Source organism: Roseococcus thiosulfatophilus, from assembly GCF_017311575.1.
GTDB classification, from domain to species: domain Bacteria; phylum Pseudomonadota; class Alphaproteobacteria; order Acetobacterales; family Acetobacteraceae; genus Roseococcus; species Roseococcus thiosulfatophilus.
Genome location: NZ_JAFFQY010000011.1, coordinates 288,934 through 315,377 on the forward strand (window position 1 = coordinate 288,934; position 26,444 = coordinate 315,377).

The 26,444-nt window shown below is 71.3% G+C and carries 22 protein-coding genes; 8 read left to right on the plus strand and 14 right to left on the minus strand.

Going from position 1 to position 26,444, the window contains the following annotated elements; genetic code table 11:
* Positions 1-1,002 (minus strand): 2-hydroxyacid dehydrogenase, encoded by a 1,002-nt coding sequence (locus JTN19_RS07080; protein WP_206931200.1) that lies wholly within the window; start codon positions 1,000-1,002, stop codon positions 1-3.
* A gap of 136 nt (positions 1,003-1,138) precedes the next feature.
* On the opposite strand from JTN19_RS07080, the gene JTN19_RS20090 reads away from it, so the two are divergent.
* Complete coding sequence (locus JTN19_RS20090) at positions 1,139-1,828, plus strand: DUF502 domain-containing protein (protein ID WP_206931201.1); 690 nt, start codon at positions 1,139-1,141, stop codon at positions 1,826-1,828.
* Positions 1,829-1,936: 108 nt separating this feature from the next.
* Here JTN19_RS20090 and JTN19_RS07090 read toward each other — a convergent pair whose 3' ends face one another.
* The 8 genes from JTN19_RS07090 to JTN19_RS07125 form a co-directional block, all read right to left on the minus strand.
* The gene (locus tag JTN19_RS07090) at positions 1,937-2,968 is read right to left on the minus strand and encodes an ABC transporter ATP-binding protein (protein WP_206931202.1); all 1,032 of its coding nucleotides are present in this window, start codon (positions 2,966-2,968) and stop codon (positions 1,937-1,939) included.
* Positions 2,965-3,969, minus strand: a complete 1,005-nt coding sequence (locus tag JTN19_RS07095; protein ID WP_242530956.1) for an ABC transporter ATP-binding protein — start codon at positions 3,967-3,969, stop codon at positions 2,965-2,967. Before JTN19_RS07095 ends, JTN19_RS07090 begins: the two co-directional genes overlap by 4 nt.
* A gap of 13 nt (positions 3,970-3,982) precedes the next feature.
* A complete protein-coding gene (locus JTN19_RS07100) occupies positions 3,983-4,882 on the minus strand; it encodes an ABC transporter permease (RefSeq protein WP_340643289.1) in 900 nt (299 codons plus the stop codon).
* Between the two features lie 35 nt (positions 4,883-4,917).
* Entirely contained in the window at positions 4,918-5,859 is a 942-nt protein-coding gene (locus tag JTN19_RS07105) for an ABC transporter permease (protein ID WP_206931205.1), read from the minus strand.
* Positions 5,860-5,951: 92 nt separating this feature from the next.
* A complete protein-coding gene (locus tag JTN19_RS07110; protein ID WP_206931206.1) occupies positions 5,952-7,544 on the minus strand; it encodes an ABC transporter substrate-binding protein in 1,593 nt (530 codons plus the stop codon).
* A 225-nt stretch (positions 7,545-7,769) separates the two neighbouring features.
* Complete coding sequence (locus JTN19_RS07115) at positions 7,770-9,353, minus strand: ABC transporter substrate-binding protein (protein ID WP_206931207.1); 1,584 nt, start codon at positions 9,351-9,353, stop codon at positions 7,770-7,772.
* Between the two features lie 90 nt (positions 9,354-9,443).
* Positions 9,444-10,943, minus strand: a complete 1,500-nt coding sequence (locus JTN19_RS07120; RefSeq protein WP_206931208.1) for an aldehyde dehydrogenase family protein — start codon at positions 10,941-10,943, stop codon at positions 9,444-9,446.
* Entirely contained in the window at positions 10,936-11,775 is an 840-nt protein-coding gene (locus tag JTN19_RS07125) for an NAD(P)-binding domain-containing protein (protein ID WP_206931209.1), read from the minus strand. Before JTN19_RS07125 ends, JTN19_RS07120 begins: the two co-directional genes overlap by 8 nt.
* A gap of 77 nt (positions 11,776-11,852) precedes the next feature.
* Here JTN19_RS07125 and JTN19_RS07130 point away from each other — a divergent pair, with 77 nt between their 5' ends.
* The 5 genes from JTN19_RS07130 to JTN19_RS07150 all read left to right on the plus strand — a co-directional run bounded on the left by JTN19_RS07130 (position 11,853) and on the right by JTN19_RS07150 (position 16,518).
* The gene (locus tag JTN19_RS07130) at positions 11,853-12,251 is read left to right on the plus strand and encodes a GtrA family protein (RefSeq protein WP_206931210.1); all 399 of its coding nucleotides are present in this window, start codon (positions 11,853-11,855) and stop codon (positions 12,249-12,251) included.
* A 144-nt stretch (positions 12,252-12,395) separates the two neighbouring features.
* Complete coding sequence (locus tag JTN19_RS07135) at positions 12,396-14,135, plus strand: type I secretion system permease/ATPase (RefSeq protein ID WP_206931211.1); 1,740 nt, start codon at positions 12,396-12,398, stop codon at positions 14,133-14,135.
* A 1-nt stretch (position 14,136) separates the two neighbouring features.
* On the plus strand, positions 14,137-15,462 hold the full coding sequence (locus JTN19_RS07140) for an HlyD family type I secretion periplasmic adaptor subunit (protein ID WP_206931212.1): 1,326 nt from the start codon (positions 14,137-14,139) through the stop codon (positions 15,460-15,462).
* Between the two features lie 82 nt (positions 15,463-15,544).
* Positions 15,545-15,907, plus strand: a complete 363-nt coding sequence (locus tag JTN19_RS07145) for a hypothetical protein (protein ID WP_206931213.1) — start codon at positions 15,545-15,547, stop codon at positions 15,905-15,907.
* 44 nt (positions 15,908-15,951) lie between these two features.
* Positions 15,952-16,518 carry an ankyrin repeat domain-containing protein gene (locus JTN19_RS07150; protein WP_206931214.1) on the plus strand — a complete coding sequence of 189 codons (567 nt, stop codon included), beginning with the start codon at positions 15,952-15,954 and terminating at the stop codon, positions 16,516-16,518.
* A 119-nt stretch (positions 16,519-16,637) separates the two neighbouring features.
* On the opposite strand, the gene galE is transcribed toward JTN19_RS07150, so the two are convergent.
* The gene (gene galE / locus JTN19_RS07155; RefSeq protein WP_206931215.1) at positions 16,638-17,633 is read right to left on the minus strand and encodes a UDP-glucose 4-epimerase GalE; all 996 of its coding nucleotides are present in this window, start codon (positions 17,631-17,633) and stop codon (positions 16,638-16,640) included.
* A gap of 56 nt (positions 17,634-17,689) precedes the next feature.
* Positions 17,690-18,472: a phytoene/squalene synthase family protein gene (locus tag JTN19_RS07160; RefSeq protein ID WP_206931216.1), complete on the minus strand. Its 783-nt coding sequence runs from the start codon at positions 18,470-18,472 to the stop codon at positions 17,690-17,692.
* A gap of 109 nt (positions 18,473-18,581) precedes the next feature.
* Here JTN19_RS07160 and JTN19_RS07165 point away from each other — a divergent pair, with 109 nt between their 5' ends.
* Complete coding sequence (locus tag JTN19_RS07165; protein ID WP_206931217.1) at positions 18,582-19,220, plus strand: superoxide dismutase; 639 nt, start codon at positions 18,582-18,584, stop codon at positions 19,218-19,220.
* A gap of 134 nt (positions 19,221-19,354) precedes the next feature.
* On the opposite strand, the gene parE is transcribed toward JTN19_RS07165, so the two are convergent.
* The 3 genes from parE to JTN19_RS07180 form a co-directional block, all read right to left on the minus strand.
* Positions 19,355-21,328, minus strand: a complete 1,974-nt coding sequence (gene parE / locus JTN19_RS07170; RefSeq protein ID WP_206931218.1) for a DNA topoisomerase IV subunit B — start codon at positions 21,326-21,328, stop codon at positions 19,355-19,357.
* Between the two features lie 393 nt (positions 21,329-21,721).
* Positions 21,722-22,204 (minus strand): DNA starvation/stationary phase protection protein Dps, encoded by a 483-nt coding sequence (gene dps, locus JTN19_RS07175; RefSeq protein ID WP_206931219.1) that lies wholly within the window; start codon positions 22,202-22,204, stop codon positions 21,722-21,724.
* A gap of 81 nt (positions 22,205-22,285) precedes the next feature.
* Positions 22,286-23,908, minus strand: coding sequence for an MFS transporter (locus JTN19_RS07180; RefSeq protein WP_242530928.1), 1,623 nt, complete (start codon positions 23,906-23,908; stop codon positions 22,286-22,288).
* Positions 23,909-23,991: 83 nt separating this feature from the next.
* Here JTN19_RS07180 and JTN19_RS07185 point away from each other — a divergent pair, with 83 nt between their 5' ends.
* The gene (locus JTN19_RS07185; RefSeq protein ID WP_206931220.1) at positions 23,992-26,337 is read left to right on the plus strand and encodes a hypothetical protein; all 2,346 of its coding nucleotides are present in this window, start codon (positions 23,992-23,994) and stop codon (positions 26,335-26,337) included.
* Positions 26,338-26,444: the final 107 nt, after the last annotated feature.

Sequence of the window (26,444 nt, forward strand, 5' to 3'; positions counted from 1 at the left end):
TCAGGCCAGCTTCTCGACCGAGACCTCGTGCCGGGGCGCGCCCGTCTCCGCGAAGCAGGTGATGTTGTCGAGCGTGGTGCGCGCGATGGCCATCAGCGCATCCTCGGTGAAGAAGGCCTGGTGCGCGGTGATGAGCACGTTGGGGAAGGTCAGCAGGCGGGCGAAGATGTCGTCCTGCAACACCTGGCCCGAGAGGTCCTCGAAGAAGAGGTCCGCCTCCTCCTCATAGACGTCGAGGCCGAGATGGCCGATGGCGCCGCTCTTCAGCCCCTTGATGGCCGCGCGCGTGTCCACGATGGCGCCGCGGCTGGTGTTGATGAGCATGACGCCGCGCTTCATCCGCGCGATGGCCGCCTCGTCGATCAGGTGGTGCGTGGCGGGGTTGAGCGGGCAATGCAGGCTGACGATGTCGGCCTCGGCCAGGAGCCGGTCGAGCGGCACGTAATTGAGGCCGAGTTCCGCATCCGGCATGGGGTCGAAGGCCAGCACACGGCAGCCGAAGCCCCGCATGATGCGCGCGAAGGCGGCGCCGATGCGCCCCGTGCCCACGATGCCGACGGTGCGGCCCTTCATGTCGAAGCCCAGCAGCCCGTCGAGCGCGAAATTGCCCTCGCGCACCCGGGCATGGGCGCGGTGGATGTTGCGGTTCAGCGCCATGATCATGGCCACCGTGTGCTCGGCCACCGCCTCGGGCGAATAGGCGGGGACGCGGCCCACGGGCAGGCCGAGTCGCCTGGCGGCCGCGAGGTCCACATTGTTGAAGCCCGCGCAGCGCAGCGCCAGCATCCGCACGCCTTGCGCGTGCAGCGCCTCCAGCACCTCGGCCCCGGCCCCGTCGTTCACGAAGACGCAGACGGCGTCCGCACCCTTCGCCAGCACGGCCGTCTGGAGCGACAGGCGCGGCTCCAGGTAGGTGAGTTGGTGGGGCGCGCCCGCCTCCTGGTTGGCGGCGTCCAGGAAGTGGCGATCATAGGGTTTCGTGCTGAAGACAGCGATGTGCATGGGCGTCCCTTTGCTGTTGGCGGGCCCGGCCGCGCGGGGCTAAGTATCACGGAAGCTGGGCCAATTCACCCTGACCTTCACGAATAGAGGCTTCACCGCTGGAGACGGACCACATGCGTGACGAAACGGCCGGCGCGTGAGCAACCCTGACGCGCGGCAGGGGCTGCGCTCGGCGGGGCGCTACCTGCTGGTGGGCGTGCTGACCGCCGCGCCGCTGGCCATCACCTGGCTCATCGTGGATTTCCTGTTCCGGCAGCTCTCGGCGCTGGGCCGGCCGCTGGTGCGGGCGGCGGCGCTGGCGCTGAACCCTGACAACCCGGCCGCCGCGCGCGCCATGGCGAATGAGACCGTGGTCTCCATCGTGGCCACCTTCGCCGTGCTAGCGCTGCTGTGGCTGCTGGGCTGGATGGCGAGCCGCATGGTGGGCCAGCGGCTGATCGCGGTCATGGAATGGCTGATCGGCCGCATCCCCTTCGTCGAGAAGATCTATGGCGCGACCAAGCGATTCCTGACTGTGGCCGGCACCCAGCAGGAAGGCGGGCAGCGCGTGGTGCTGATCGACTTCCCCTCGCCCGAGATGAAGGCGGTGGGCCTCGTGACGCGCGTGCTGAAGGACAGCACGACGGGCGATGAACTCGCGGTGGTCTATGTGCCGACCTCGCCCAACCCCACCTCGGGCTATATCGAGATCGTGCCCATCACGGCGCTGACCTGGACGGATTGGAGCTTCGACGAGGCCATGGCCTTCATCGTGACCGGCGGTTCCAACGCGCCGGACACGGTGAACTACAGCCAGCGCGGACGGCCGCTGCGGCCGCCCGGGTAGTTTTGCGCGGCTGATTCACGGCTGCGGCGTGACGCCTCCGCCGATCAGACGCGGAGTTCGCGCGGCTGTTTCACGGCTGCGGCGTGACGCCTCCGCCGATCAAACGCGTCAGGCCGCCCGGAATGCCGTGGGCGGGGCCTTGTTCAGCAGCGGGTTCTGCTCGGCCGGCAGGTCGTGCAGGTGGCAGGCCGCCTGGTGCCCCGCGCCATTGTCCTGCAGCCGCGGCACCTCCTTGCGGCAGCGGTCGAAGGCATACGGGCAGCGCGTGTGGAAGCGGCAGCCCGGCGGCGGCTTGATCGGGCTCGGCACGTCGCCCTGCAGCACGATGCGCTCGCGCGCCGCCCCCGGCATGGGCACCGGCACGGCGGAGAGCAGCGCCTCCGTATAGGGGTGGCGCGGCGCGCCGAAGAGCTGCTTGCGGTCCGCCACCTCTACGATCTGGCCGAGATACATGACGGCCACGCGGTGCGTCATGTGCTCCACGATCGCGAGGTCATGGCTGATGAACAGCATGGCCAGGCCCAGTTCCGCCTGCAGGTCCTGCAGCAGGTTCACGATCTGCGCCTTCACCGACACGTCGAGTGCCGAGACCGCCTCGTCGCAGACGATGATGTCGGGCTCGGCGGCGAGTGCGCGCGCGATGCAGATGCGCTGCCGCTGCCCGCCCGAGAACTCATGCGGCCAGCGGTTCACCGCATCACGCGGCAGCCGCACCTTGTCCATGAGCTGGCCGACCTTCTCATCAATCTCGGCCTCGCTGTTCGCCAGGCCGAAATTGCGGATGGGCTCGGCCAGGATTTCCCGCACCCGCAGCCGCGGGTTGAGCGAGGAGAAGGGGTCCTGGAACACCACCTGGATCTGCCGGCGCAGGGGCCGCAGCGTGCCGGTGGACATGTCGTCAATGCGCTTGCCGTTCAGCACCACCTGGCCGGAGGTGAGCGGAAAGAGCCGCAGCACCGACTTGCCCACGGTGGACTTGCCGCAGCCGCTCTCGCCCACGAGGGAGAGCGTCTCGCCCTGGTCAATGTGGAAGGACACGCCGTCCACCGCATAGACATACCCCACCGTGCCGCCCAGCAGGCCGCCGCGGATGGGGAAATGCTTCTTGAGGTCCGAGACTTCGAGAACCCGCTTGGTCATGCCGCGGCAACCCCTTCCACTTCGGCGTAATGGCAGGCGGCGATGTGGCCCGGCGCCTTTTCCTGGAGCGCGGGCGGCACCGCCCGGCAAAGTTCCGTCACCTTGGGGCAACGTGTGGCGAAGACACAGCCCGGGATGCGCTGCTTGAGGCTGGGCACCAGGCCCGGGATTTCCGCGAGCCGCGTCGTCTCGCCGGTCAGCGACGAGCCGAGCTTGGGCACGGAACCCAGCAGCCCCTGGGTGTAGGGGTGGCGCGGCGTGCGGAACAGGTCGCCCACGCGGGCTTCCTCCACCTTGCGGCCGGCATACATGACCACCACGCGCTCCGCCACCTCGGCCACCACGCCGAGGTCGTGGGTGATGATGACGATGGCGGCCCCCACGCTGGTCTTGAGGTCCCGCATCAGATCCAGGATCTGCGCCTGGATGGTGACGTCGAGCGCCGTGGTCGGCTCATCCGCGATGAGCAGCTTCGGGTTGCAGGCCAGCGCGATCGCGATCATCACGCGCTGGCGCATGCCGCCCGAAAGCTGGTGCGGATACTCGCGCACGCGCCGCTCGGGCTCCGGGATGCCCACCAGCTTCAGCATCTCGATCGCGCGGGCCTCGGCCTGCTGGGCGCTCATGCCCTGGTGCAGGCGCAGCGTCTCGCCGATCTGCTGGCCATTGGTCAGCACCGGGTTCAGCGAGGTCATCGGCTCCTGGAAGATCATGCTGATCTCATTGCCGCGGATGTCGCGCATCTCGCGGTCCGAGGCCTTCAGCAGGTCCTTGCCCTGGAAGCGGATGGCGCCCGCGATCTTGCCCGGCGGCTCCGGGATCAGCCGCAGGATGGACATGGCGGTGACGGATTTTCCGCAGCCGCTCTCGCCCACGATGGCCAGCGTCTCGCCGGAACGCACATGGAAGGAGACGCCGTCCACAGCGCGGTTGACGCCGTCCATGGTGCGGAAATGCGTCTGGAGGTTGTCCACCTCCAGCAGCATGGGCCGGTTGTCCATTTCGCTCATCGGCTCAGATCCTCTTGGCGAGGCGCGGGTCGATCGCGTCGCGCAGCCCGTCGCCGAGCAGGTTGACGGCGAGCACCGTGATGGAGAGGAACACCGCCGGGAAGAAGACGATGTAGGGCTTCACCTGCCACAGCGCGCGGCCTTCCGCCATGATGTTCCCCCAGGAGGGGATGATGGGCGGCGTGCCCGCGCCGATGAAGGAGAGGATGGCCTCCGTGATCATCGCCGCCGCGCAGATATAGGTGGCCTGCACGGTCAGCGGCGCCAGCGTGTTGGGCAGGATGTGCTTGAAGATGATCTTCCAGGTGCGCGTGCCGGACGCCACGGCCGCCTCCACATAGGGCTGCTCACGCAGGGAGAGCACCACGCCGCGCACGAGGCGCGACACGCGCGGGATTTCCGCCACCGTGATGGCCAGGATCACGTTCTGCACCGAGCCCCGCGTCAGCGCCATCAGCGCGATGGCGAGCAGGATGGGCGGGATGGACATCATGCCGTCCATCACGCGCATGATGATGCTGTCCGCGATGCGGTTGAAGCCCGAGAGCAGGCCGATGATCAGCCCGATCAGCGAGGCGAAGAAGGCCACCGCGAAGCCCACGATGAGCGAGACGCGCGCACCGTAGAGCACGCGCGAATAGACGTCGCGGCCCAGCATGTCCGAGCCGAACCAGAATTCGGCCGAGGGTTCGCGCGTGCGCAGCGCGGGCGCGAGCGCCGTCGGGTCCTTCGTCCAGAGGAAGGGCGCGAAGACGGCCACGAAGATCATCAGGAACAGCAGCGAACCGCCGATCGCGATCGCCGGGTAGCGCCCGAGGAAGCCCCAGATGCCGCGGCGCGGCTTCACATCCGAAAGGATGTCGGGCGGGAGCTTGGCGATGGCCAGGCCCGGCGGAATGCTCACGCCGGGGGGGAGACCAGGAGGGAGGGCTGAGGCGCTCAATACCGGATCCTCGGGTCAAACAGGGTGTAGAGGAGGTCAATCACGAGGTTGACCAGCACGTAGACGAAGCTGAACAGAAGCACGACGCCCTGGATCACCGGGTAGTCACGCCGCAGAATGGCATCCACCGTGAGGCGGCCGAGGCCCGGGATGGCGAAGACGCTCTCGGTCACCACCGCGCCGCCGATCAGCAGCGCGATGCCGATGCCGATGACGGTGACGATGGGCACGGCCGCGTTCTTCAGCGCGTGCAGGAAGAGGATGGCGCGCTGGCCGACACCTTTCGCCCGCGCGGTGCGGATGTAGTCCTGGCTCAGCACCTCCAGCATGGTGGCGCGGGTGATGCGCGCGATCAGCGCGATGTAGACGGTGCCGAGCGCGATGGCGGGCAGGATCAGGTTCTCGAACCAGGGCCAGAGACCCTCGCTGAGCGGCGTGTAGCCCTGCACCGGCAGCCAGTCGAGTTCGAGGGCGAAGACGAAGGCCAGCACATAGCCCACCACGAAGACGGGCACCGAGAAGCCCAGCACGGCGAAGGCCATCACGGCGCGGTCCGCATGCGTGCCCTGCTTCCAGGCCGCCACCACGCCCATGGGCACGGCGATGGTGACGGAGAGCACCAGCGTCACCACCATCAGCGACAGCGTGGGTTCCACGCGCTGCATGATCATGTGGCTGACAGGCAGGTTGGTGAAGATGGAGGTGCCGAGGTCGCCGCGCAGGATGTTGAACACCCACTCGCCGAAGCGCACCAGGTAGGGCCGGTCGAGGCCGAGCGAGGCGCGGATGCGCTCCACATCCTCGGGCGAGGCCTGGTCGCCCGCGATCACCGCCGCCGGGTCACCTGGGGCGAGATACAGCAGCGAGAAGACGAACAGCGCGACGATGGCCATGACCGGGATGGTCGCGAGCACGCGCCGGAAGATGTAGGCCCACATGGCGGGAAGCCCTTCGGTGCGGCGGGCCCGCAAGGCGCGGGCCCGTCCTGATCAGAAGAAGGGGCGCCCCGAACGCGGGACGCCCCGGACACTCACGACTTGGAGACGCCCCAGAACCAGGGCAGCGGGCCGGCATTGATGCCCGTGACATTGCCCCGCCAGGCCTGGTAGGCGCGGTAGAAGCCGGTCGGCACGAAGGGGAAGCTCTGGCAGGCGGCGCGGTTGATCTCCTCGCAGGCGGCCTTTTCCTCGGCCGCGTTGGCCGCGGCGAACCACTTGTCGCGCCCCGCCTCGATCGCGGGGTCGTTGGGCCAGCCGAACCAGGCGCCGTCGCCATGCGCGCGCAGGCCGAGATAGCTGGCGGGGTTCGTGCAGTCCGCCCCCGCGAACCAGGTGAAGAAGATGTTCCAGCCGCCGCGCGCCACCGGCTCACGGCTGGCGCGGCGGGCACCCACCGTGCCCCAGTCCGTCGCCACGAAGTCCACATTCATGCCGATGGAGCGCAGCGCGGCGTTGGCCACCTGGCCCATGGCCGAAAGGGCCGCGATGTCCTGCGCCACCAGCATGGTCACGGGCTGGCCGTTGTAGCCGCCCTCCTGCAGCAGGCGGCGCGCATCGGCCACGCTGCGCGGGCGCGAGAGGATCTCGCCGCCGGCCTCGGTGTAGTTGGGCGTCTCGGGCGTGAAGAAGCCGTTCATCTGCTTCCACAGCGCGGCGTCGCCGCCCACCACGGCGCCCATGAAGTCGGGCTGGTTCACCACCCAGGCCACCGCCTGGCGCACGCGCGGGTCGTTGAAGGGCGCGTGCAGGTGGTTGAAGCGCAGGCAGCCCACATTGCCGAGCGGATCAGCCACATCAATGCGGATGTTGCGGTTGCGGCGCAGCACCGGGATCAGGTCGTTCAGCGGGGTTTCCCACCAATCCACCTCGCCCTGCTGCAGCGCGGCCGCGGCCGTGGCGGGGTCGGGCTGGATGATCCACTCGACGCGGTCCACCATCATGCGCTTGCCGCCCGAGAGCCAGTTGGGCGCCTCGTCGCGCGGGACATACTGGTCGAACTTCGTCCAGGTGGCGCGGGCACCGGGCACCCACTCATTGCGGTTGAACCGCATGGGGCCGGAGCCGACATACTCCGTGATCTGCTGGAAGGGGTCGGTGCGGGCGATGCGCTCGGGCATCATGAAGGCGATGGGCGTGTTGTTCTTGCCCAGCGCCAGCAGCATCTTCGGATAGGGGGCCGAGAGGCGCAGGCGGAAGGTCCGGTCATCCACCGCCGCCAGCTCCTGCCGCAGCGCGCGGATCATCTGGCCCATGCCGTCGCGCACCATCCAGCGCTCCAGGCTCGCCACGCAATCCTGCGCGCGCACCGGCTCGTTGTCGTGCCAGCGCAGGCCCTCGCGGAGGCGGAAGGTCCAGGTCAGGCCGTCGCTGCTGACCTCCTCGCTCTCCACCATCTGGCGGCGGGGGGTGAAGGTGTTGTCAATGCCGTAGAGCGTGTCCCACACCAGCATCGAGGCGTTGCGGACGACGAATTGCGTGCCCCAGATCGGGTCGTAGTTCGCCAAGTTCGCCTGCGGCACGAAGCGCAGCGTGCGCGCGGCGGCACCCTGGCTCAGCGCGGGGGCGGCCAGCGCCCCGCTGGCGGCGACCACGGCGCCCGATTGAAGAAAACTCCTGCGATCCATCTACTCTCTCCCTGTTCCAGGCCGGTTGCTTCCGGCTTGGGCGAAGCGTGCAACACACATGGGCAAAGCGCCACCAAAGAAGGGCCCATCGCTCCGCGCATTCGGATGGAATGCACGGAGCGTGCCAGAGGGCCCTGGCGCCTGATCCGCGGAGGCGGCAACGCCGAAGCGGTGAATCAGCCGCCCAAACAAGGCCAGCGCGTGATCTACACGGTGGATCACGCGCTAGCCCCGGCGAATGCCCCAGAACTGCGCGAAGCCGGGCACCCGGCCCGTCAGGTTGCGGCGGTGCGCGGTGATGGACGCCACCGCGCCCACCGGCACGAAGGGCAGCTCATGCATGGCGATGCCCTGCATCCGCCGCGCGATGGCCTGCTGGGCCGGCACGTCGGGCGCGTCGAACCAGCTGTCGCGCAGCGTCTCCAGCTCCGGCACGTTGGGCCAGCCGAACCAGGCGCCATTGCCATTGCCGCGCAGGGGGAAGTGGCTCACGGGGTCCATCACCTCGAAGCCCGCGAAGGTGGTGCAGGTGATGGACCAGCCGCCGCGGTCCAGCGGTTCCCGGCTCGCGCGGCGCTGCACCACGGTGCCCCAGTCGGTCAGCACCACGTCCAGGTTCACCTGCAAACGGCGGAACAGGTCGGCCGCCACCTGGGTCAGCGCCGCGGGGTTCAGGATGTCGGTCGGGCCCAGGATGCGGATGGGCTCGTTGTTGTAGCCGGCCTCGCGCAGGAGCTGGCGCGCGCGCTCGATGCTGCGCGGGCCCTTCAGCGGCTCCAGCCCCTCGTCATTGGCGAAGGGCGAGCCCGGGGTGAAGCAGCCCACGCCGTCGCGCCAGTTCTCGGGCTCCGGCCCCTGCGCCGCGATCATGAAATCCGATTGCTGCACCGCGGGCAGGATGGCGCGGCGGATGGCCGGGTTGTCGAAGGGCGGGTGCAGGTGGTTGAACCGCATGATGCCCACCGACATGAAGGGCGTCAGCATCTCCACCACCACGTTGCGGTTGCGGCGCAGCAGAAGCTGGTTCTCGGGCGTGGGCTGCTCGAACCAGTCCATCTCGCCGCGGATCAGCGCGGAGGTGGAGGTCGAGGTGTCGGTGATGATGTGCCACTCGACCCGGTCGAAATGCACTTCCTTCGGGCCCGCCGTCAGCGAGACGGGGCCCGCGTTCGGGTTGGGCACATAGCGCGGGTTGCGCTCATACACCGCGAGGCTGCCCGAGTTGAACTCGTTCTGCACGAAGCGGAAGGGGCCGCTGCCGATGGTCTCGCGGATTTGCGTGAAGGCATCGGTCTGCGCCAGGCGCTCGGGCATGATGAAGGGCGTGGGGGTTGCCACCGAGCCCAGCGCGTTCAGCAGCAGCGGGAAGGGCCGCTTGAGGCGGAAGCGCAGGCGGCGGTCGTCCAGCGCCACCAGTTCATCCGTGTATTCGTTCAGCTTTTGGCCGATGGGGCTGCGGCGCATCCAGCGCTTGAGGCTCGCCACCGCGTCGGCCGCGCGCACCGCCTCGCCATCATGGAAAAACAGGCCCGGGCGCAGCGTGATGGTGGCCGTGCGGTTGTCGTTCTCGAAGGCGGTGCCTTCCGCCATCTGCGGGTAGGGGCGGAACTGGTCGTCAAGGCCGTAGAGGCAGTCAAAGACCATGTAGCCGTGGTTGCGGGTGACGGTGGCCGTGGTCCAGACCGGGTCCACGCTGGTCAAATTCGCCTGCGGCACGAATTTCAGCACGCGGTTCTGGGCGGGCTGCGCGTAAGCCGGCGCGGATAGCAGGGCCGCGCCGCCCCCCAGCATGAGGTCACGACGTTTCATGCGAAAACTCCCGTCACGTTGACGCGACCGACCCGCCTCCCCTGGCGTTCCCGGGATACAAGCCAGAGCGCGCCCCGATTGGCAAGCGGATCAAGGCAGGTGCCCGAAGCCCGCGGGCGGGGCCTGCCGCGTCTCCGTCCAGACGGCCTTGGGCTGCGTGTATTCCGCGAGCACCTCCGCCCCCGAGGAACGCCCATGCCCGGAGGCGCCGAATCCACCGAAGGGCACGCTGACATGGATGGTGCGGTAGCCATTCACCCATACGGTGCCGGCGCGGAGAGCCGCGGCCACGCGGTGCGCGCGGCCCACATCGCGCGTCCAGACCGCGCCCGCCAGGCCGAAGCGGGTGCCATTCGCAAGTGCCACGGCTTCCGCCTCGTCCGCGAAGCGCTGCACCGCCACCACGGGGCCGAAAATCTCCTCCTGCACGGCGCGCGCGCCGGGTGGCAGCCCGTCCAGCACGGTGGGCGGCACGAAGCAGGCGCCGGGACCGGGCGCGGCGGTGAGCACCCGACCGCCCTCGGCGGCCGCGGCTTCCAGCAGCGATTGCACATGCGCGTGCTGGCGGGGGTGGGCGACGGGGCCCATCTCCGTCGCGTCGTCCAGCGGGTCGCCGAGCCTGATCTTTGCCATGCCGGCGCGCAGCCGGGCCAGGAAGTCCTCGGCGATGGAGGCCTCCAGCAACAGCCGCGACCCCGCCACGCAGGACTGGCCGGCGCCCGCGAAGATGGCCTGCTGGGCGCCCAGCAGGGCCGCGTCCAGGTCGGCATCGGCGAAGACGATGTTCGCGCTCTTGCCGCCCAGCTCCAGCACATGCGGCAGGGTGCGCGCGGCGCACAGCGCGGCGATCCGGGCGCCCACGGCCGGGCTGCCCACGAAGCAGAGCTTGCCCACCTCGGGTGCGGCCACCAGCGCCTCCACCGCCGCCGGCCCGCCCGCCACCACCATGAGCGGCAGCCCGAGCCCCTGCGCCATCTGCCCCAGGCGCAGCGAGGTCAGCGGCGTCATCTCGCTGGGCTTCAGCACCACGGCATTGCCGGCGGCCAGCGCCGGAAAGGCGTTCCAGCCCGCGGTGAAGAGTGGCGCGTTCCAGGGCGTGATGGCGAGGATCACGCCATAGGGCTCCGGCCGCACCGTCACGAAATGGCCGGAGGGGACCGCCACGACGCGCCCCTCGATCTTGTCGCACCAGCCGGCGAAGTATTCGGCCATCTCGGCGACCCGGGCCATCTCGGCGCGGGCGTCACGCAGGGGCTTGCCGGTGTTGGCGCATTCGGCGCGGGCCAACGCCTCGGCCTCGGCACGGATCGCGGCCCCCAGCGCCCAGAGGCGGCGGCCACGCTCGGCCCCCGGCAGCGCGGCCCAAGGTGCGGCGGCGCGCGCGGCGGCGGCGGCGGCCTCGGCGGCCAGGCCAGCGTCCGCCACAGGGTAGGAAAACAGCGGCTTGCCCGTCACGGGGTCGGTCAGCGCCAGGGCCTCGCCCGCGCCGGGAGGGGCCGCGCCGTCCAGCACGGCGCCCGGCACGGTGCCGCCGAACCAGTTGCGGATATGGGCAGCGGCCTCGGCGGCGGCGCGGGAGGGGTCAGCCATGGGAACGGTCCTCGAACAGGGCGGCGGGCACGCGGTTGAACTCCTCGGAATCGGGCACGGGGCTTGCCTCCCACAGCGCGGCGGCGGCGCCGCAGACGGGCAGCTTCGTGCCGGCCGCCTCGGCCAGTTCCAGCGCCAGCCGCACATCCTTCCGCATCAGCCCCGCCGCGAAGCCGCTGTCGAAGCCGCCGGGCAGGATCCAGCGCGGCCAGTTCACCTCGGTCGCCGCCGAACGGCCGGAGGCCGCGTTCAGCACCGGCAGCAGCGCCTCGGGCTTCACGCCGGCCGCATCGGCCATCCGCAGCGCCTCGGCCGCCGCCATCAGGTGCGTGGCCACCAGCAGGTTGTTGGCGAGCTTGGCCACCTGCCCCGCCCCCGGCCCGCCCACATGGGTGATTCGGGTGGCGAGCCGTTCCAGCACCGGCCGCGCGGCGGCGATGGCCGCTTCCTCGCCGCCCAGCATCATGGCCAGCGTCCCCGCCGCCGCCCCCGCCGGCCCGCCCGAGACGGGGGCATCCAGGTAGCCCACCCCCCTCGCCGCGGCCTGTTCCGCGAATCGGCGCGCGGCCCCTGGGGCGATGGTGGACGTGTCCACGACCACACCGGCCCTCGGCATGGCGGGCAACAGGGTGGCCAGAACGGCCTCCACCGCCGCCTCATGCGGCAGCGAGAGGATCACGACCGGCGCCGCGCAATCGGCGAGGCCCGACACCCCGCCCGCGCGTGCCCGCAGGCCCGCATCCTGGTCGAAGGCCGCCACATCCTGGCCCTGGTCGCGCAGCCGCCCCAGCATCGCGCCGCCCATGCGGCCCAATCCCACCAACCCGATCACGAATCGCCCTCCTGAGCTGCGGCGAAAGCATAGGTTGGCGCCGCAATTGCGCCATCCGCTGCCCCTAGCTGCCGCGGATGCCACCGATCCTCCTGCAATTCTTCCGTTTCGGCGTGGTGGGAACGCTGGGCTTCCTGCTGGACTACGCGGTGCTGGGCGCCGCGGTCGCGCTCGGCACGGGGCCCTATTGGGGGCGCGTCATCTCCTATGTGGTCGCGGCCACCGGGGTCTATGCGCTGAACCGCGCCTGGACCTTCCGCGACCGGCGCGGCGGCGGCGGCATCGGGCGGCAATGGGGCCTCTACCTCGCGCTGAACCTGGTGGGCTTCGCGGTGAACTACGGCACCTATGCCGCCATCACCGCCTGGACCGAGATCGGCGCGCGGCACCTGGTGCTGGGGGTCGCGGCGGGGTCCATCGCCGGCATGTTCGTGAACTTCGCCCTCAACCGGCAGGTCGTCTTCCGGGCGCGCTAAGCCCTCCGCTCCGGCTTCACGTTTCGTTAAGCCATTGCCCGCAGAGTCACCCGGTCGGGAGGGCGCGCCAAGAATTGGCGGTCATCCCGGCGATACGGCGCCCCTCCGGGCGTCGTCCCAGAATGGGACAGGGACTGACATGCCATGATGGCACCGCGGCGTGAGACCACCACCCCTCTGGACGAGGCGCTGGCCGCCTGCCGCTGGCAATTCGCCAGCGTCGGCGCCTTCTCGGGCGTGGCCAACCTGCTCCAGCTCACCGTGCCGCTCTACATGATGATGGTGTTCGACCGCGTGCTGGCCGCGCGCAGCGGCGACACGCTGTTCTTCCTCAGCGCCATCGCCCTCTTCGCCCTGCTGGTGCTGGCGGTGCTGGAGGGGGTGCGCAGCCTGGTCATGCACCGCGTGGCCGCCTGGATGGAGATGCGCGCGGCGCCGGAGGCCTTCCATCGCGGCCTGGAGGCCCAGCTGCGCGGCCTGCCCTACCGGATGGAGGCGCTGCGTGACCTCGCCGCCTGCCGTTCCTACCTGGGCTCGGGCGGGGCGCTCGCCCTCTATGACCTGCCCTGGGTCCCCATCTACCTGGCTGTCATCTTCCTGCTGCACCCGCTGCTGGGGCTGGTGGCGCTGGCCGGCGCGCTGCTGCTGTTCGGCCTGACCCTGCTGAGCGAACTCGTCACCTCCCGCCTGCTGCGCGAGGCCGCCACCGCCGCCCAGCGCACCCAATCCCGCACCGAGGCCATGGCGCGCAACGCCGAGGTCATTGACAGCATGGGCATGGCCCCCGCCGTGCTGGCCCGCTGGCGCGCGGGCATGGGCGAGTTCCTGCCCGCGCAGTCCCGGGCCGGCGACCGCGCGGCCGTCATCCTGGCCGCCACCAAGTTCTGCCGCCTGGCCGTGCAGCTCGCGGTGCTGGGGGTGGGCGCCTGGCTCACGCTGCGCCAGCAGGTGACGCCGGGGGCCTCCATCGCGGCCTCCATCGTCATGGGCCGCGCGCTGGCGCCGGTCGAGCAGGTGATCGGCGGCTGGCGGCAGCTGGTCCAGGCGCGGCAGAGCTTCCAGCGCCTGCAGGCCTTCCTCCGCATGCCGCCCGGGCGCCCCGTGGGCACCGCCCCGCCCCCGCCCCGGGGCCGGCTGGAGCTGGAGCGCGTGACCTATGGCTTCCCCGGCACCCCCGCCCCCATGATCAAGGGCATCAGCCTGCAGCTGGAGCCGGGCGAGGCGCTGGCCGTCATCGGCCCCTCGGCCGCCGGCAAGACCACGCTGATCCGCCTGATCATGGGGACGCTGCCGCCCAATGCCGGCACGGCGCGGCTGGATGGCGCCGACGTCTTCCTCTGGCCGCGCGAGGATTTTGGCCGGCATGTGGGCTACCTGCCCCAGGCGGTGGAGCTGTTCGACGGCACGGTCTTCCAGAACATCGCGCGCATGGGCGCGGCCGCGCCCGAACAGGTCTTCGAGGCCGCGCGTCTGGCGGGCTGCCACGAGATGATCCTGCGCCTGCCCCGCGGCTACGACACCGAGATCGGCGAGGGCGGGCAGCATCTCTCGGGCGGGCAGCGGCAGATGATCGGCCTGGCGCGCGCCCTCTTCGGCAATCCGCGCCTGGTCGTGCTGGATGAGCCCAACTCGAACCTGGATGGCGAGAGCGAGGCCATCCTTCTCCATTCGCTCGCGCGGGCGAAGCAGGCGGGGGCGACGCTGATCCTGGTCTCGCACCGGCCTGGCCTCGTGCAGGTGGCCGACAAGGTGCTGGTGCTGCGCGACGGCGCGGCCGAGCTCTACGGCCCCCGCGCCGAGGTGATGAAGCGGCTGATGGCCCCGCCCCGCGCCCATGAGATGCCACCGCCGGGCGCCAAGCCCGCCCTGACCGGGACGCTCTGACATGTCCACGCAGCTTGCCACCGCCGCGCCCGTGATGGAGGCGCCGCACCCGCCCACGCGGGGCGTGATCCTGGCCGGGATGTTCGTCCTGCTGGGCGGCTTCGGGGGCTTCATGGCCTGGGCCACCCTCGCACCCCTGGCCGAGGCCACCGTGGCCCCCGGCGTCATCACCGTGGAGGGCACGCGCCGCACCGTGCAGCACCTGGAGGGCGGCGTGGTCCGCGCCATCCTGGCGCGCGACGGCGACCGCGTGCGGGCGGGACAGGTGGTGCTGCGGCTGGACGACGTGCAGGCCGGCGCGACGCGCGAGGCGCTGCGGGCGCAGCAGGCCTCGCTGATGGCCCATGCGGCGCGGCTTGCGGCCGAGGCCGCGGGCCATGGCGCGCTGACCTTCCCCGCCGCGCTGCAACAGGCGGACAACCCCCGCGCGCGCGAGGCCATGGCGGGGCAGGTGGCACTCTTCACCGCACGGCGCGCGGCGCTCGACGGCCAGCTCGCCATCGTCGCGGCGCGCGAGGCCCAGGGGCGCGCCAGCCTCGACTCCGCTCAGGGACAGCTGCGCGCCGCCGAGCGCCAGCGCGACCTGATCGTGCAGGAGGAGGCGATGCGCCGGGGCCTCGTCACCCAGGGCCTCTCCCGCCTGCCGGAGCTGCTGGCCGTGCAGCGCGGCCGCGCGGCGGTGGAGGGCAGCATCGGCGAATTGCAGGGCCAGATCGCCCGCGCCCGCGCCGCCATCGAGGAGGCGGAGCGCCAGGCGCAATCCCTGCTGAGCCAGCGCCGCCAGGAGGTGAACGCCGAGGCGCAGGAGGTGGCCCAGCGCCTCGCCGAGGTCGAGGAACGCCTCATGGCCGCCGATGACGTGGCGCTGCGCCGCGACATCCTGGCCCCCGCCGATGGCACGGTGGTCAATTCGCGCGTCTTCACCCTGGGCGGCGTGGTCCGCCCCGGCGAGCCGCTGCTGGACATCGTGCCCAGCGCGGACCGGCTGGTGGCGGAGGTGAACATCAACCCGACCGACATAGACGCCGTGCGGACGGGCCTGCCGGCGCAGATGCGCCTGCCCGCCTTCCGCCAGAACATGGTGCCCTACCTCTCGGGCGAGGTGATCTTCGTGGCGGCCGACGTCACCACCGACCCGCAGACGCGCATGAGCCACTACCGCGCGCGCATCGCGCTGGACGAGGCGGCGCTGGCGCGCATGCCCGGCGTCTTCCTCTCGCCGGGGATGCCGGTGGAGGCGCATGTCCTCACCGGCGCGCGCAGCTTCTGGCGCTACATGACCCAGCCGCTGCGCGAGAGCCTGCGGCGCGCCTTCACCGAGCCCTGACGCATCGTCTCATTCCGTGCGCAATCTGGCGTTCACACGCAAATATGTTACATCGGCGCGAAATCTGTTGGGGTGACAGGTCATGCCGCTGCAATTCGTCAGCCGCCGCGACGCGGTCGTCGTCTATCGCCTGGGGCCAGTCGCGGGGGCCGATCGGCCGCGGCGCCAGCTCCTGGGCAGCTTCTCGCGCCATGACTTCCAGTTCCACCCGGCCGAACATGTGACGATGACCGAGGCCGAGCGGGAGGAGATCGAGGGCCGCCGCCTCTACCTCCAATTGCGCGACGGCATCCGCCAGAAGCTGGCCGCGCATGAGCTCGAGGACACGGTCAGCGACGTGCTGGCCTATTTCGCCAGCGTGACCGACGAGGCCGAGCGGGAGATCCTGCGGCACGAAATGACCGAGGCCGCGCGGCGGCTACGCCAGGCGGTGCGCGCCGCCTGACAGACAGGCCTTTCTTCCGCCACGCCGCCATGGCATCCAGGGGCATGACGTGTTTTCCGCATCGCGCGGCCCTGGCCGCCCTGCTCCTTGCCATGCCCTCCCTGGCCCTGGCCCAGGGGCCGACGCGGCTTCCGGGCGCCCAGCCCGGCGCCCCCGCCCCGCAGCGCGAGGCACCGCCCGCCCTGCCCGGGCTGCAGGGCCGCCAGGGCACGGTGGCCCCGGCCGAGGTGCCCCCCTCGGCCATGAACCCCAATGACGCGCTGTTCGACGGCATCGCCCGCGGCGACCTGCCGGCGGTGCGCGACGCGGTGAACCGGGGCGCCGACCTGCGCGCGCGCAACGCGCTGGGCCTGACGCCGGTCGAGGCCGCGGTGGACCGCGCGCGGGCGGATGTCACCTTCTACCTGCTCTCGGTGCGGGGCGGGGCGGGCATGGCCTCCTCCGGCCCGCCGCCCGAGGCCGCGCCCGCGCCGCGCGCCCGCCCGCAGCCGGCACCCCGCCCGGTGCGCGCGGCACCTGCCGCGCCCGTGCGGCCCGCGCCCACGGTGCGCGCCGATCCTGGCCAGCCCATCCCTTCGCTGGGCTTCCTGGGCTTCGCCCCGCGGGGCTGAGCGTTGCTGAGCGGCCGATTCACGGCTTCGGTGATCCCACCGAAGCCGATCGGACGCAGGTTTTCGAGCGGCCGATTCACGGCTTCGGTGAGATCACCGAAGCCGATCGGACGCAGGCCCTAAGCCGCCGCGCGCGCCCGGTAGCCCTTGGGCCGGGCGGCGTGCCAATCCCAGGCGGTGCGGACGATCTGGTCCAGTTCCGCGAAGCGCGGCGCCCAGCCCGTCTCCGCCCGCAGCCGGCTTGAGGAGGCGACAAGCGCCGGCGGGTCGCCCGCGCGGCGGGGGCCGTTCACATGCGGCACGGGCCGGCCGGCCACGCGCTCGACGGCCGCCATCACCTCGCGCACCGAATGCCCCGCGCCATTGCCGATGTTGTAGCGCACCGAGCCGCGGTCCAGCCGCGGCAGCACCGCGATATGCGCGGCCGCGAGGTCGGCCACATGCACATAGTCGCGCACGGCCGTGCCGTCGGGCGTGTCATAATCGGTGCCGAAGACGTGCAGGGGCGGCAATTCGCCGAGCGTGGCCAGGATGGCGCGCGGGATCAGGTGCGTCTCGGGGTCATGGTCCTCGCCGGCGCGGCCGGCGGGGTCGGCCCCCGCCGCGTTGAAATAGCGAAGTGCGGCCGAGCGCAGACCATGCGCGCCCTCCGCCCAGGCCAGCGCCTGCTCCACCATCAGCTTGGACAGGCCATAGGGGTTGACCGGGGTGGTGGGGGCGTCCTCGGTGATGGGCACCTCGCGCGGCACGCCGAACACGGCCGCGGTGGAGGAGAGGACGAACTTCGTGCAGCCCGCCCGCGCCGCCGTCTCGGCCAGCGACAGACTGTTCGCCACATTCTCCCGGCAATAGCGCAGCGGCTCCTTCATGCTGTCGCCCACCAGCGAAAGGGCGGCCATGTGGAAGACGGCGTCGAAGGACCAGGCGGCGAAGACCTCCTGCACCCGCCCGCGGTCGGCCAGGTTGGCCTGCACGAACTCCGCCGCCGCCGGCACGGCCGCGCGGTGCCCCGCGCTGAGGTCGTCCAGCACCACCACCTCATGCCCCGCATCGAGCAGCGCCAGCACCAGATGGCTGCCCACATAGCCCGCGCCGCCGGAAACCAAGTATCGCATCGTCGCCCTATCCTTCGATACCGGCCTGTCTACACATGAAGTGTGGCGTGGTTGCGTCAGGCCCTGCCACGAATCCCGGCCCATGTGACGGCGATACGGTCCATTCCGCCACGATTGACCGTCTTCCCCCGCGCGAGGCGCCGCAAATCCCGCCGCGCCAGCACCAGCGGCAGCGCGGCCGCGATGGAATCGCGCGGCAGGGCCGAGAGGTCGGGCGCGGGCGGGGCGTCGGCGGCGAGGCGGCGAATGGCGGGGGCGGCCGCGCCCGGGTCCATCAGCACCGCATGCGAATCCACCACGTCGGCGGGCAGCAGGCAGCGCCCCTGCGCGGCCAGGGCAGGCACCGCGCGCAGCACGCCCGCCAACCCGTAGAGCGCGCCCGCCTGCTGCAATGCCGGCATCAGCGCGGGCGGTGCGCCCAGGAGCCGCCCCGCCGCCACCGCGAAGCCGCCCGCCGTGCCGCGCAGATAGGCGTGGAAGGCGCCGGTGGAGGGGATGGGGTCCTCCTCCATCTCGGGTTCGCGCGCCTCGGCCATGGCGATGAGGTCGGCGGGGTCCAGTTCGCGCGCGGTGATGGCGGCATGGAGCGGGGCCGCGACCTCATGCGCGCGGGCGGGCGCGCCTTCGGCCGCCTGCTCCACCACCTCGCGCCACCAGGTCAGGCGCATCAGGGCCAGCATGGGGTTGGTGGCCACCTCGCGCGCGCGGGCGAGTTCATGGTTGAAGGCGATCAGGGTGAACAGCGCCTCGCGCCGCGCGGGCGGCGCGAAGAGGGCGCAGAGGAAGCGGTCCGGGTCATGGCGGCGGGCGAGCGCGCCGCAGGGGCTGAGTTCGGGCATGAATGGCGCCTCCATGGGGGCGAACCCCGGGCTTCGCAAGCGGTTGACGCCCCGGGGGCGCGCCTCTTAGCTGCGCCCCAGTCCCCGCATCCCATTTCGGAGAAGACCCATGGCCTTCAGCCTCCCCCCCCTGCCCTACAGCACCAACGCCCTCGCCGGCCAGGGCATGTGCCAGGAAACCCTGGAACTGCACCACGGCAAGCACCACAACGCCTATGTCACCGCGCTGAACGGGCTGGTCGAGAGCAAGGGCCTGGCCGGCAAGTCGCTGGAAACCATCGTGGCCGAGGCCGGTGCCGCCGGCGCCGATGGCCTTCCCGTGCTGAACCAGGCCGGCCAGCACTGGAACCACATCCTGTTTTGGCAGGTGATGAGCCCCAATGGCGGCGGCGACAAGCTGCCGGGCAAGCTGGCCGCCAAGATCGACAGCGACCTGGGTGGCCTCGCCGCCTTCAAGGAGGCCTTCAAGCAGGCCGGCGTGACGCAGTTCGGCTCGGGCTGGGCCTGGCTGATCCTGAAGGGCGACGGCAAGCTGGCCGTGACCAAGACGCCCAATGGCGCGAACCCGATCTCGACCGGCGAGGGCACGCCCATCCTGGGCGTGGACGTGTGGGAGCACGCCTACTACCTCGACTTCCGCAATGTCCGCCCGAACTACCTCGACAACTTCCTGAACAAGCTCGTGGATTGGTCGGTGGTGGAGAGCCTGATGGAGCAGGGCGGGCTGAAGAGCGGCCAGAGCGCCTGATTTTGGGAGCACGAGGGCTTTGCCTTCGTGCCCCTCAGTTGCGTCCTGCCGAAGGCACGCCGGTCACATAGGCCGCGTTCGCGGCCTCGGCCCTTCAGGCCGTTTGGTTCCGGTTTTGCGTGGGGGCGCCCCCCTCACGCATCCACCATCTCCACATCCAGGCTCGCCGCATTGTCCTGGATGAACTTGAAGCGCAGCTCGGGCTTTCTGCCCATCAGCGCCTCCATGAGGTCGGCGGTGGCGGCGCGCTCCTCGGGCGGCAGGACCACCTGCAGCAGGGTGCGCTTGCCGGGCGCCATGGTGGTCTCGCGCAGTAGGGCGGGGGGCATCTCGCCCAACCCCTTGAAGCGGCTGACCTCCACCTTCTGGTTCGGCTTGAATTCCCGCTTCATCTGGCGCTCGCGGTCGGCGTCGTCCATCGCATAGACGCTCTTGCCGCCGTGCTGGAGGCGGTAGAGCGGCGGCTGGGCCAGGAAGACCCTCCCCGCCCGCACCAGTTCCGGCAATTCCTTGTAGAAGAAGGTCATCAGCAGGGCGGCGATGTGCGCGCCGTCCACATCGGCGTCCGTCATGATGACGACGCGGCCATAGCGCAGGCGCGCCAGGTCGAAGCGGTCGCCCACGCCGCAGCCCAGCGCCTCGATCAAATCCTTCAGTTCCTGGTTGCCGCGCAGCTTTTCCGCGCTGGCACTGGCCACGTTCAGGATCTTCCCGCGCAGGGGGAGAACCGCCTGGGTCTCGCGGTCGCGCGCCTGCTTGGCGGAGCCGCCGGCGCTGTCGCCCTCCACCAGGAAGATTTCCGTGCCCTGGGCGCTCTCGCGCGAGCAGTCGGCCAGCTTGCCGGGCAGGCGCAGCTTGCGGGTCGCGGTCTTGCGGGGCGTGTCCTTCTCGGCGCGGCGGCGCAGGCGTTCCTCCGCGCGCTCGATGGCGAAGGCCAGCAAATTGTCGGCCATGGCGGGGTGGCCGGCCAGCCAATGGTCGAAGCGGTCGCGCAGGGCGGTTTCCACCAGGCGCTGGGCGTCGGCGTTGGTCAGCTTCTCCTTGGTCTGGCCCTGGAATTGCGGCTCGCGGATGAAGACGCTGAGCATGCCGGCCAGGCCCGTGAACACGTCCTCGGCCGTGATGCTGGCGGCGCGCTTTTCCTTCTTGAGCTCGCCATAGCCGCGCAGGCCCTTCACCAGGGCCGCGCGCAGCCCGGCCTCATGCGTGCCGCCCTGGGGGGTTGGGATGGTGTTGGCGTAGGTGGAGAGGAAGCCGTCGCCCTGTTCCAGCCAGGTTAGCGCGCATTCGCAGCGGCCGGCGCCGGCGGGGAAGTCGAGCATGGCGGCGAAGGGCTCGGGCACCACCGTCCCGCGCCCCTCGATGGCGGCGGAGAGGAAGTCCGCCAGCCCGCCCGGGAAGTGCAGGGTCGCCTCGGGCGGGGTGTCGGTGCCAGCGACCAGCTTGGGCTCGCAGCGCCAGCGGATTTCGACGCCGCGATAGAGATAGGCCTTGGACCGGCACAGCTTGAACAGCCGCTCGGCCCGGAAGGCCAGTTGCCCGAAAATCTCGGGGTCCGGCTTGAAGCGGATGAGGGTGCCGCGGCGGTTGCGGACCTCGCCCTCGCGCTTGAGCTTCGAGGTGGGTTTGCCGCGGGCGTAGGATTGGCGGAACAGCTCGCCGCCGCGGGCCACCTCGACCTCCAGCGATTCGGACAGCGCGTTCACCACCGAACTGCCCACGCCGTGCAGGCCGCCCGAGGTGTCATAGGCCTTGCCCGAGAACTTCCCGCCCGAGTGCAGCGTGGTGAAGATGACCTCCAGCGCGGAGAGCTTGGGGAATTTCGGGTGCGGGTCCACCGGGATGCCGCGGCCATTGTCGCGCACCGACAGCAGGTTGCCCGCCTCCAGCACCACCTCGATGCGGTCGGCGTGGCCGGCCACCGCCTCGTCCATGGCGTTGTCCAGGATTTCGGCGGCGAGGTGATGGAGGGCGTTGTCGTCCGTGCCGCCGATATACATGCCGGGGCGGCGGCGGACGGGCTCCAGCCCCTCCAGCACCTCGATGTCGGCGGCGGTGTAGGCGTTACCGGGCTTGGCCGGGCCGGGCTTTCCGAAAAGGTCGCTCATGGGGCGGGCATAGAGGAAAAGCGGGGGCGAGGGTATGGCGGTGCAGCATGCCCACCCAGGGTCAGGCGCGCTCCAGGAGAATCCGGCCGCAAAGCGGCTGGCGCGCCGCCAACCCACCGGAAGCGGCACCGGGCGCTTGAGGGCACCGAGCATCCAGAATCCGGCCGCACAGCGGCCGGCGGCGCCCAACTGACCGCGCAGCCAGCGCCCCTGTCGCGCGGCGTAGCCAAGCGCGCGGAGCGCGCGCCCGGCGCCTGAGGGCAGAAAAACTCCGGCGCCAACCACACAGAATCCGGCCGCACGGCGGCCGGCGCCGCCCAACTGACCGCGCGGCCAGCGCCCCCGTCGCGCGGCGTAGCCAAGCGCGCGGAGCGCGCGCCCGGCGCCTGAGGGCTAAGAAATATGCGCCTCCAGCATCCACAGCGCCTTGTCGAGCATGCGCGAGGTGCCGGTCAGGAGATCGGCCGTGTCGGCATCGCCCGCCTCGGCGGCGGCGTCCACGGCGGCGCGGGTGGTGCGGGCCAGGGCGGCGTAGCGCTCGGTCAGCGCGGCCACATGGTCCAGCCCGTCGCGCGTCTCCTCGGAATAGGGGGCCAGGCGCGTGCGGCTGGCGGCCAGCTGCGTCGTGCCATCGGGCGTGCCGCCCAGCTGCACCACGCGCTCGGCCACGTCATCGACCGTCTCGCTGAGCTGTTCGTAGAAGTCGCCGAACTGCGCGTGCAGGGCGGCGAAATGCGGGCCGCGCACGGTCCAGTGCGCCATGCGGACGGCGTTGGTCAGGTCCATCAGGTCCACCAGCGCGGCGTTGAGCAGGTTCACGCTGGCGAGGCGGGCATTCTCGCCCAAATCGTTGCGGGTGGCGGCGAGCTTGGCCATGGTCTTGTCCTTCCTTCGGTTCTCCACGTCAGATAGGCAGGGCGGGCGCGGACTTCACCGCACATGGGCGCATTGCTGCCCCTAGACCGGAACATTCACATAGCGCGCGGCTTCCGGGCCCCCATGCCCATTGGGGCCGCCCTCGTGGAAGGTGGCGGCGTGGCGCAGCACGGCGTGGTCCTGCTCGGTCATGCGGGCGGCCTCGCGCAGGTGCTCGGCCCAGTTCTCGATGGTCCAGAGCTCCACCCAGCGCTCAGGGTGGGCCACGTCCTCGTAGAGGCGCCACAGCGCCGCCCCCCCGCGCAGGCGCGCGCGCCGCACCTCGCGCATGGCGGCCAGGAAGGCGGCGCGGCGGGCGGGCGGCACGCGGTAGCGCACCACCTCCAGCACGCGGTTCTCGCCGCCGGCCAGCAGAGCCTGGAGTTCGGCGGATTCGGGTTCGGGCATCACGAAGGGCGGCGTGGCGGCGGGCGCCTCGCGCAGCGCCTCGCCATCAATCCGCGCGCCGCGCACCAGCACGGCCGCCGCCGCACCGCCGAGCGCGAAGAGGCCGAGTGTGGTCGGCACGCCGATCAGCCCCGCGATCCAGCCCGCGCCGGCCGCGCCCCCGGCCAGCGCACCGAAGAAGCACATCTGGTAGATGCCGATGGCCCGCGCCCGCACCCAGGCGGGGGCCGCGATCTGCGCCGCTGCCTGCAGGGTGGAGGCCGCGGAAATCCAGGCCACGCCGTAGATCACCATGGCGAGTGCGGCAAAGACCCAATGGTGCAGCGTGGCCATCATCGCCATGGCGAGCGCGCCCAGCAGCGAGCCCACGAAGACCATCCCCGACCGGTCGAGCCGCCGCCGTGCGGCGGGCAGCAGGAAGCCCGCGGCCACGGCGCCCGCCCCCATGCAGCCCAGCAGCAGGCCGAAGGCCTCGGGGCCGAGGCCGAGTTCATGGCGCACCAGCAGCGGCAGCAGCCCCCAGACGGCCGAGGTGAACAGGAAGAACACCACCGCGCGGAGGATGGCCGCGTGCATGGCGGGCGAGGCCGCCACATAGCGCGCCCCGGCGCGCACGGCGGAGAGAAAGGGCTCGGGCGCCGCGCGGTTCGCCACCACGGGCCGCTTCCAGCGCCACAGCGCCGCCACCAGCACCAGCACGCAGACCGCGTTCAGCAGGAAGGCCGCGCCCACCCCCGCCCAGGCGATGGCGAGCCCGCCCACCGCGGGGCCAATCGCGCGGGTGATGTTGAAGCCGATGCCGTTCAGCGCGATGGCGCCCATCAAATCCTCGCGCGGGACCAGTTCGGGCGTGGTGGCGGCCCAGCCGGGAAAGCTCATGGCCAGGCCCGCCCCCAGCCCGAAGGTGAGCGCCACCAGGCCCCAGGGGCCGAGCAGCCCCGTCCAGGACAGGACACACAGCAGCAGCGCTACGAAGGTCATCCACAGCTGCGCGCCGATCAGGAACAGGCGTCGGTCAATGATGTCCGCCAGCGCCCCGGCCGGCAGGGCCAGGAGGAACACCGGCACCATGGAGGCGGCCTGCACCAGGCTCACCATCATCGGCGAGGGGTCGAGCCCGGTCATCAGCCAGCCCGCCGCCGTGTTCTGGATGAACAGGCCGATGTTGGAGACGAGGTTGGCGAGCCAGAGGGTGCGGAAATCGGCGTGGCGCAGCGGCGCCAGGGCGGCCGGGCGGGCCATTCGAAGAGGTTGCATTGCAGCGAACATGCCCCAAAGCTGTGCCGCCGCGCGTTACGCTTGCGTCACGCAGGCCAGCGGCGCGGACCAGGGAAAAACGGATGCGGACGGATTACGACAGTCTCTACGGCAGGGACTATTTCGCGCATGCGGCGGGGCGCACCTCCTTCCAGCCGGACTTCCACGCCACCCTGCATGATTTCGCGTGCCGGCACGGGCTGACGGGGCTGCTGGACCTCGCCGCCGGCAACGGTACGCTCGCCGCGCGCATGGCCGGGCTCGGTCTGCCCGCCCGCAGCTTCGACTATCGCGGCGCGGAGGAGGCGGGCGTCCTGCCGCTGGACCTGACCGCGCCCGTGCCCGATGCCAAGCGCGACGCGGCGCGGGAGGGCTGGCCCGGCCCCTGGCTCACCACCTGCCTGGACGCGCTGGAACACATTGACCCCGCCGAGATCTGGGCCGCGCTGCACAGCCTGCACCTGCTGACCCATGAGTGGCTGGTGGTGACGGTCAGCCACCGCCCCTCCTCGCAGTTCAACCGATTCCACGCGGCGATCCTGCCCGTGGAGACCTGGTGCGCCATGCTGGAGGCGGCTGGCTTCGAGGTGGTGCTGGTCAACACGCCGCCCTTCGTGAAGCCCGCCCTGCCGCCGCGGGGCGTGTCGGACCTGTTGCTCAGCCAATGGATCACGCTCAACCCCTTCCGCGCGGCGGCGCCCTTCGCCTCCTCCTGCCTCGTGCTGCGTAAGCGGGGCGAGACGCCGCCGCGCGAGGCGATGCGCGTGCGCTTCGCCGCCCTCTTCCCGGTTCTCGACCCGCGCCTCGGGCGCGCGGCGCCGGCCGCGGAGGTGCCGCAGGGCCCGGTGATGCTGCACCTGGCCACCTTGCAGGACCTGGCCATCATGCGCCCCCTGCTGGCGGCGATGCCCCCGTCCCAATGGCGGATCGGCCTGCGGAGCGTGGGGCTGGGCACGGTCGGTTTCGACGGCGGCATGATCGAGGCCTTCCTGGCCGCGCGGGGCTTCGCCGTCGAATGGTTCGAGGACCCCGCGGAATGGGCCGAGGCGCGGCTGGCGCCCGGAGGCCTCTTCCTGTCCGCGCATGAGGGATCATTCAGCCGCAACTCGGTGACGGCGAGCCTGGCGGCCGCCGCCGCGCGCGGCCACGGGCTGCCGGCGGCGCAGATGCAGCACGGCATCTTCCTGCCGCCGCCCGACCCCCGCCCCTTCGGCATGTTCAGCACCCATGTCCTGTCCTGGGCGCCGGAACACGAGGCCACCCTGGCCGAGGCGGGCCTGCGCGACCCGCCGGATTTCGTCGTGACCGGCTGCCCGAAATTCGACCTGCTGGCGGGGCGGGCGGAACTCGCCCTGCAATTCGGCCCCTGGACAAGGCGCTACGCCCATGTGGCGCTGATCGCGGCCAACACCCACTGGCTGAACCACGGCCACAGCCAGCCCGACATGCTGGCCGCCATCGCCGACATCACCCGCCGCCATCCGGACTGGCTCTTCCTGTGGAAGTTCCACCCGGTCGAGCGGCACATCAAGGCGGCCGAGCTGGAGGTGGGGGAGAATGTACTCTTCCTCACGGACGCCATGCTGCTGTGCATGAACCTGACCTTCCAGGCGCTGGTGGGGGCGGTGGATGTCGTCATCTGCACCCAGTCCACCGCGCTGCTGGAGGCGGCCCTGGCGGACCGGCCCTTCGTGCTGCTGGAGACGGGCACGGCGCGCGGCTATCACCACCTCACGCCCATTCCCGCCGCGGAGGTGGTGCTGCCCGGCTCCGCCACCCGCTCCACCGCCTTCCGGGACCACTACCTCGACCCCTCGGTGGCGTGGCGGGGGACGGAGTTGACGCTGGCGGCCCTGGCCCGGATCGCGGCCCACCCGCCCGCGCCGCACCCGGCCTGGCGCTCCGTCGCGCTGCTCGGCCCGCATATGCTCGACAAGCTCCGCGCTGCGGCGGACATCATGCAGGCGAAGGACCAGGCGCTGTCCGAGCGCGCGGCGGGCCTCGCCACGCCCATCCTCGAGGCGGAGGGGGTGGAGGTCCAGCTGCGCCACCCCAACGCCCATTGCGAATTGCGGCCGCCCCTCGGCGCCAAGCTCAGCGCCAACAGGCCGAACCAGCCCAAGCCGGCGCTGGAGGTCTCGGGGCCGGGCTTCGCGAAGTTCGGCGGCATCCGCGTCAACCTCCGCGCGCCGGGCCACCCCGTGGTGGTGGAGCTGGAATGGCTGGGGCCGCCGGATGCGGGGAAGGAAAGCGTGAGCCTGGAGGGCGAGGGAGGCAAGCACATGATGGAGCTGCCCATCCCGAAGGGCAGCCGCGGGTTCCAGCTGCTGGTCCGCCTGCCCGACGGCGTAACCCATCCGCGCGGCGCGCGGGTCATCATGCCGGAGATCATGCTGATGCGCGCCCATGCCGAGGCCGTGCCGGCCTAGATCATGCTGCGTTCCCATGCGTTCACGCAGCCTGCTCCAGCCTTCGTGGCGAGCGGGATTCAACGTTTTCGGTGATTCCACCTCAACGCATCCTGCTCCAAGCGCCG

What these genes read in the sequence shown, in the direction of transcription:
- JTN19_RS07105 (WP_206931205.1), bottom strand. Translation starts at nt 5,859, where the DNA reads ATGTGGGCCTACATCTTCCGGCGCGTGCTCGCGACCATCCCGGTCATG.
- JTN19_RS07115 (WP_206931207.1), bottom strand. Translation starts at nt 9,353, where the DNA reads ATGAAACGTCGTGACCTCATGCTGGGGGGCGGCGCGGCCCTGCTATCC.
- dps (WP_206931219.1), bottom strand. Translation starts at nt 22,204, where the DNA reads ATGGCCAAGCTCGCCGCCACCCGCAACGATTTGGGCGAGAATGCCCGC.
- JTN19_RS07080 (WP_206931200.1), bottom strand. Translation starts at nt 1,002, where the DNA reads ATGCACATCGCTGTCTTCAGCACGAAACCCTATGATCGCCACTTCCTG.
- JTN19_RS07130 (WP_206931210.1), top strand. Translation starts at nt 11,853, where the DNA reads ATGCCACCGATCCTCCTGCAATTCTTCCGTTTCGGCGTGGTGGGAACG.
- JTN19_RS07120 (WP_206931208.1), bottom strand. Translation starts at nt 10,943, where the DNA reads ATGGCTGACCCCTCCCGCGCCGCCGCCGAGGCCGCTGCCCATATCCGC.
- JTN19_RS07145 (WP_206931213.1), top strand. Translation starts at nt 15,545, where the DNA reads ATGCCGCTGCAATTCGTCAGCCGCCGCGACGCGGTCGTCGTCTATCGC.
- galE (WP_206931215.1), bottom strand. Translation starts at nt 17,633, where the DNA reads ATGCGATACTTGGTTTCCGGCGGCGCGGGCTATGTGGGCAGCCATCTG.
- JTN19_RS07180 (WP_242530928.1), bottom strand. Translation starts at nt 23,908, where the DNA reads ATGCAACCTCTTCGAATGGCCCGCCCGGCCGCCCTGGCGCCGCTGCGC.
- JTN19_RS07110 (WP_206931206.1), bottom strand. Translation starts at nt 7,544, where the DNA reads ATGGATCGCAGGAGTTTTCTTCAATCGGGCGCCGTGGTCGCCGCCAGC.
- JTN19_RS07165 (WP_206931217.1), top strand. Translation starts at nt 18,582, where the DNA reads ATGGCCTTCAGCCTCCCCCCCCTGCCCTACAGCACCAACGCCCTCGCC.
- JTN19_RS07135 (WP_206931211.1), top strand. Translation starts at nt 12,396, where the DNA reads ATGATGGCACCGCGGCGTGAGACCACCACCCCTCTGGACGAGGCGCTG.
- JTN19_RS07160 (WP_206931216.1), bottom strand. Translation starts at nt 18,472, where the DNA reads ATGCCCGAACTCAGCCCCTGCGGCGCGCTCGCCCGCCGCCATGACCCG.
- JTN19_RS07150 (WP_206931214.1), top strand. Translation starts at nt 15,952, where the DNA reads ATGACGTGTTTTCCGCATCGCGCGGCCCTGGCCGCCCTGCTCCTTGCC.
- JTN19_RS07185 (WP_206931220.1), top strand. Translation starts at nt 23,992, where the DNA reads ATGCGGACGGATTACGACAGTCTCTACGGCAGGGACTATTTCGCGCAT.
- parE (WP_206931218.1), bottom strand. Translation starts at nt 21,328, where the DNA reads ATGAGCGACCTTTTCGGAAAGCCCGGCCCGGCCAAGCCCGGTAACGCC.
- JTN19_RS07095 (WP_242530956.1), bottom strand. Translation starts at nt 3,969, where the DNA reads ATGGACAACCGGCCCATGCTGCTGGAGGTGGACAACCTCCAGACGCAT.
- JTN19_RS07140 (WP_206931212.1), top strand. Translation starts at nt 14,137, where the DNA reads ATGTCCACGCAGCTTGCCACCGCCGCGCCCGTGATGGAGGCGCCGCAC.
- JTN19_RS07090 (WP_206931202.1), bottom strand. Translation starts at nt 2,968, where the DNA reads ATGACCAAGCGGGTTCTCGAAGTCTCGGACCTCAAGAAGCATTTCCCC.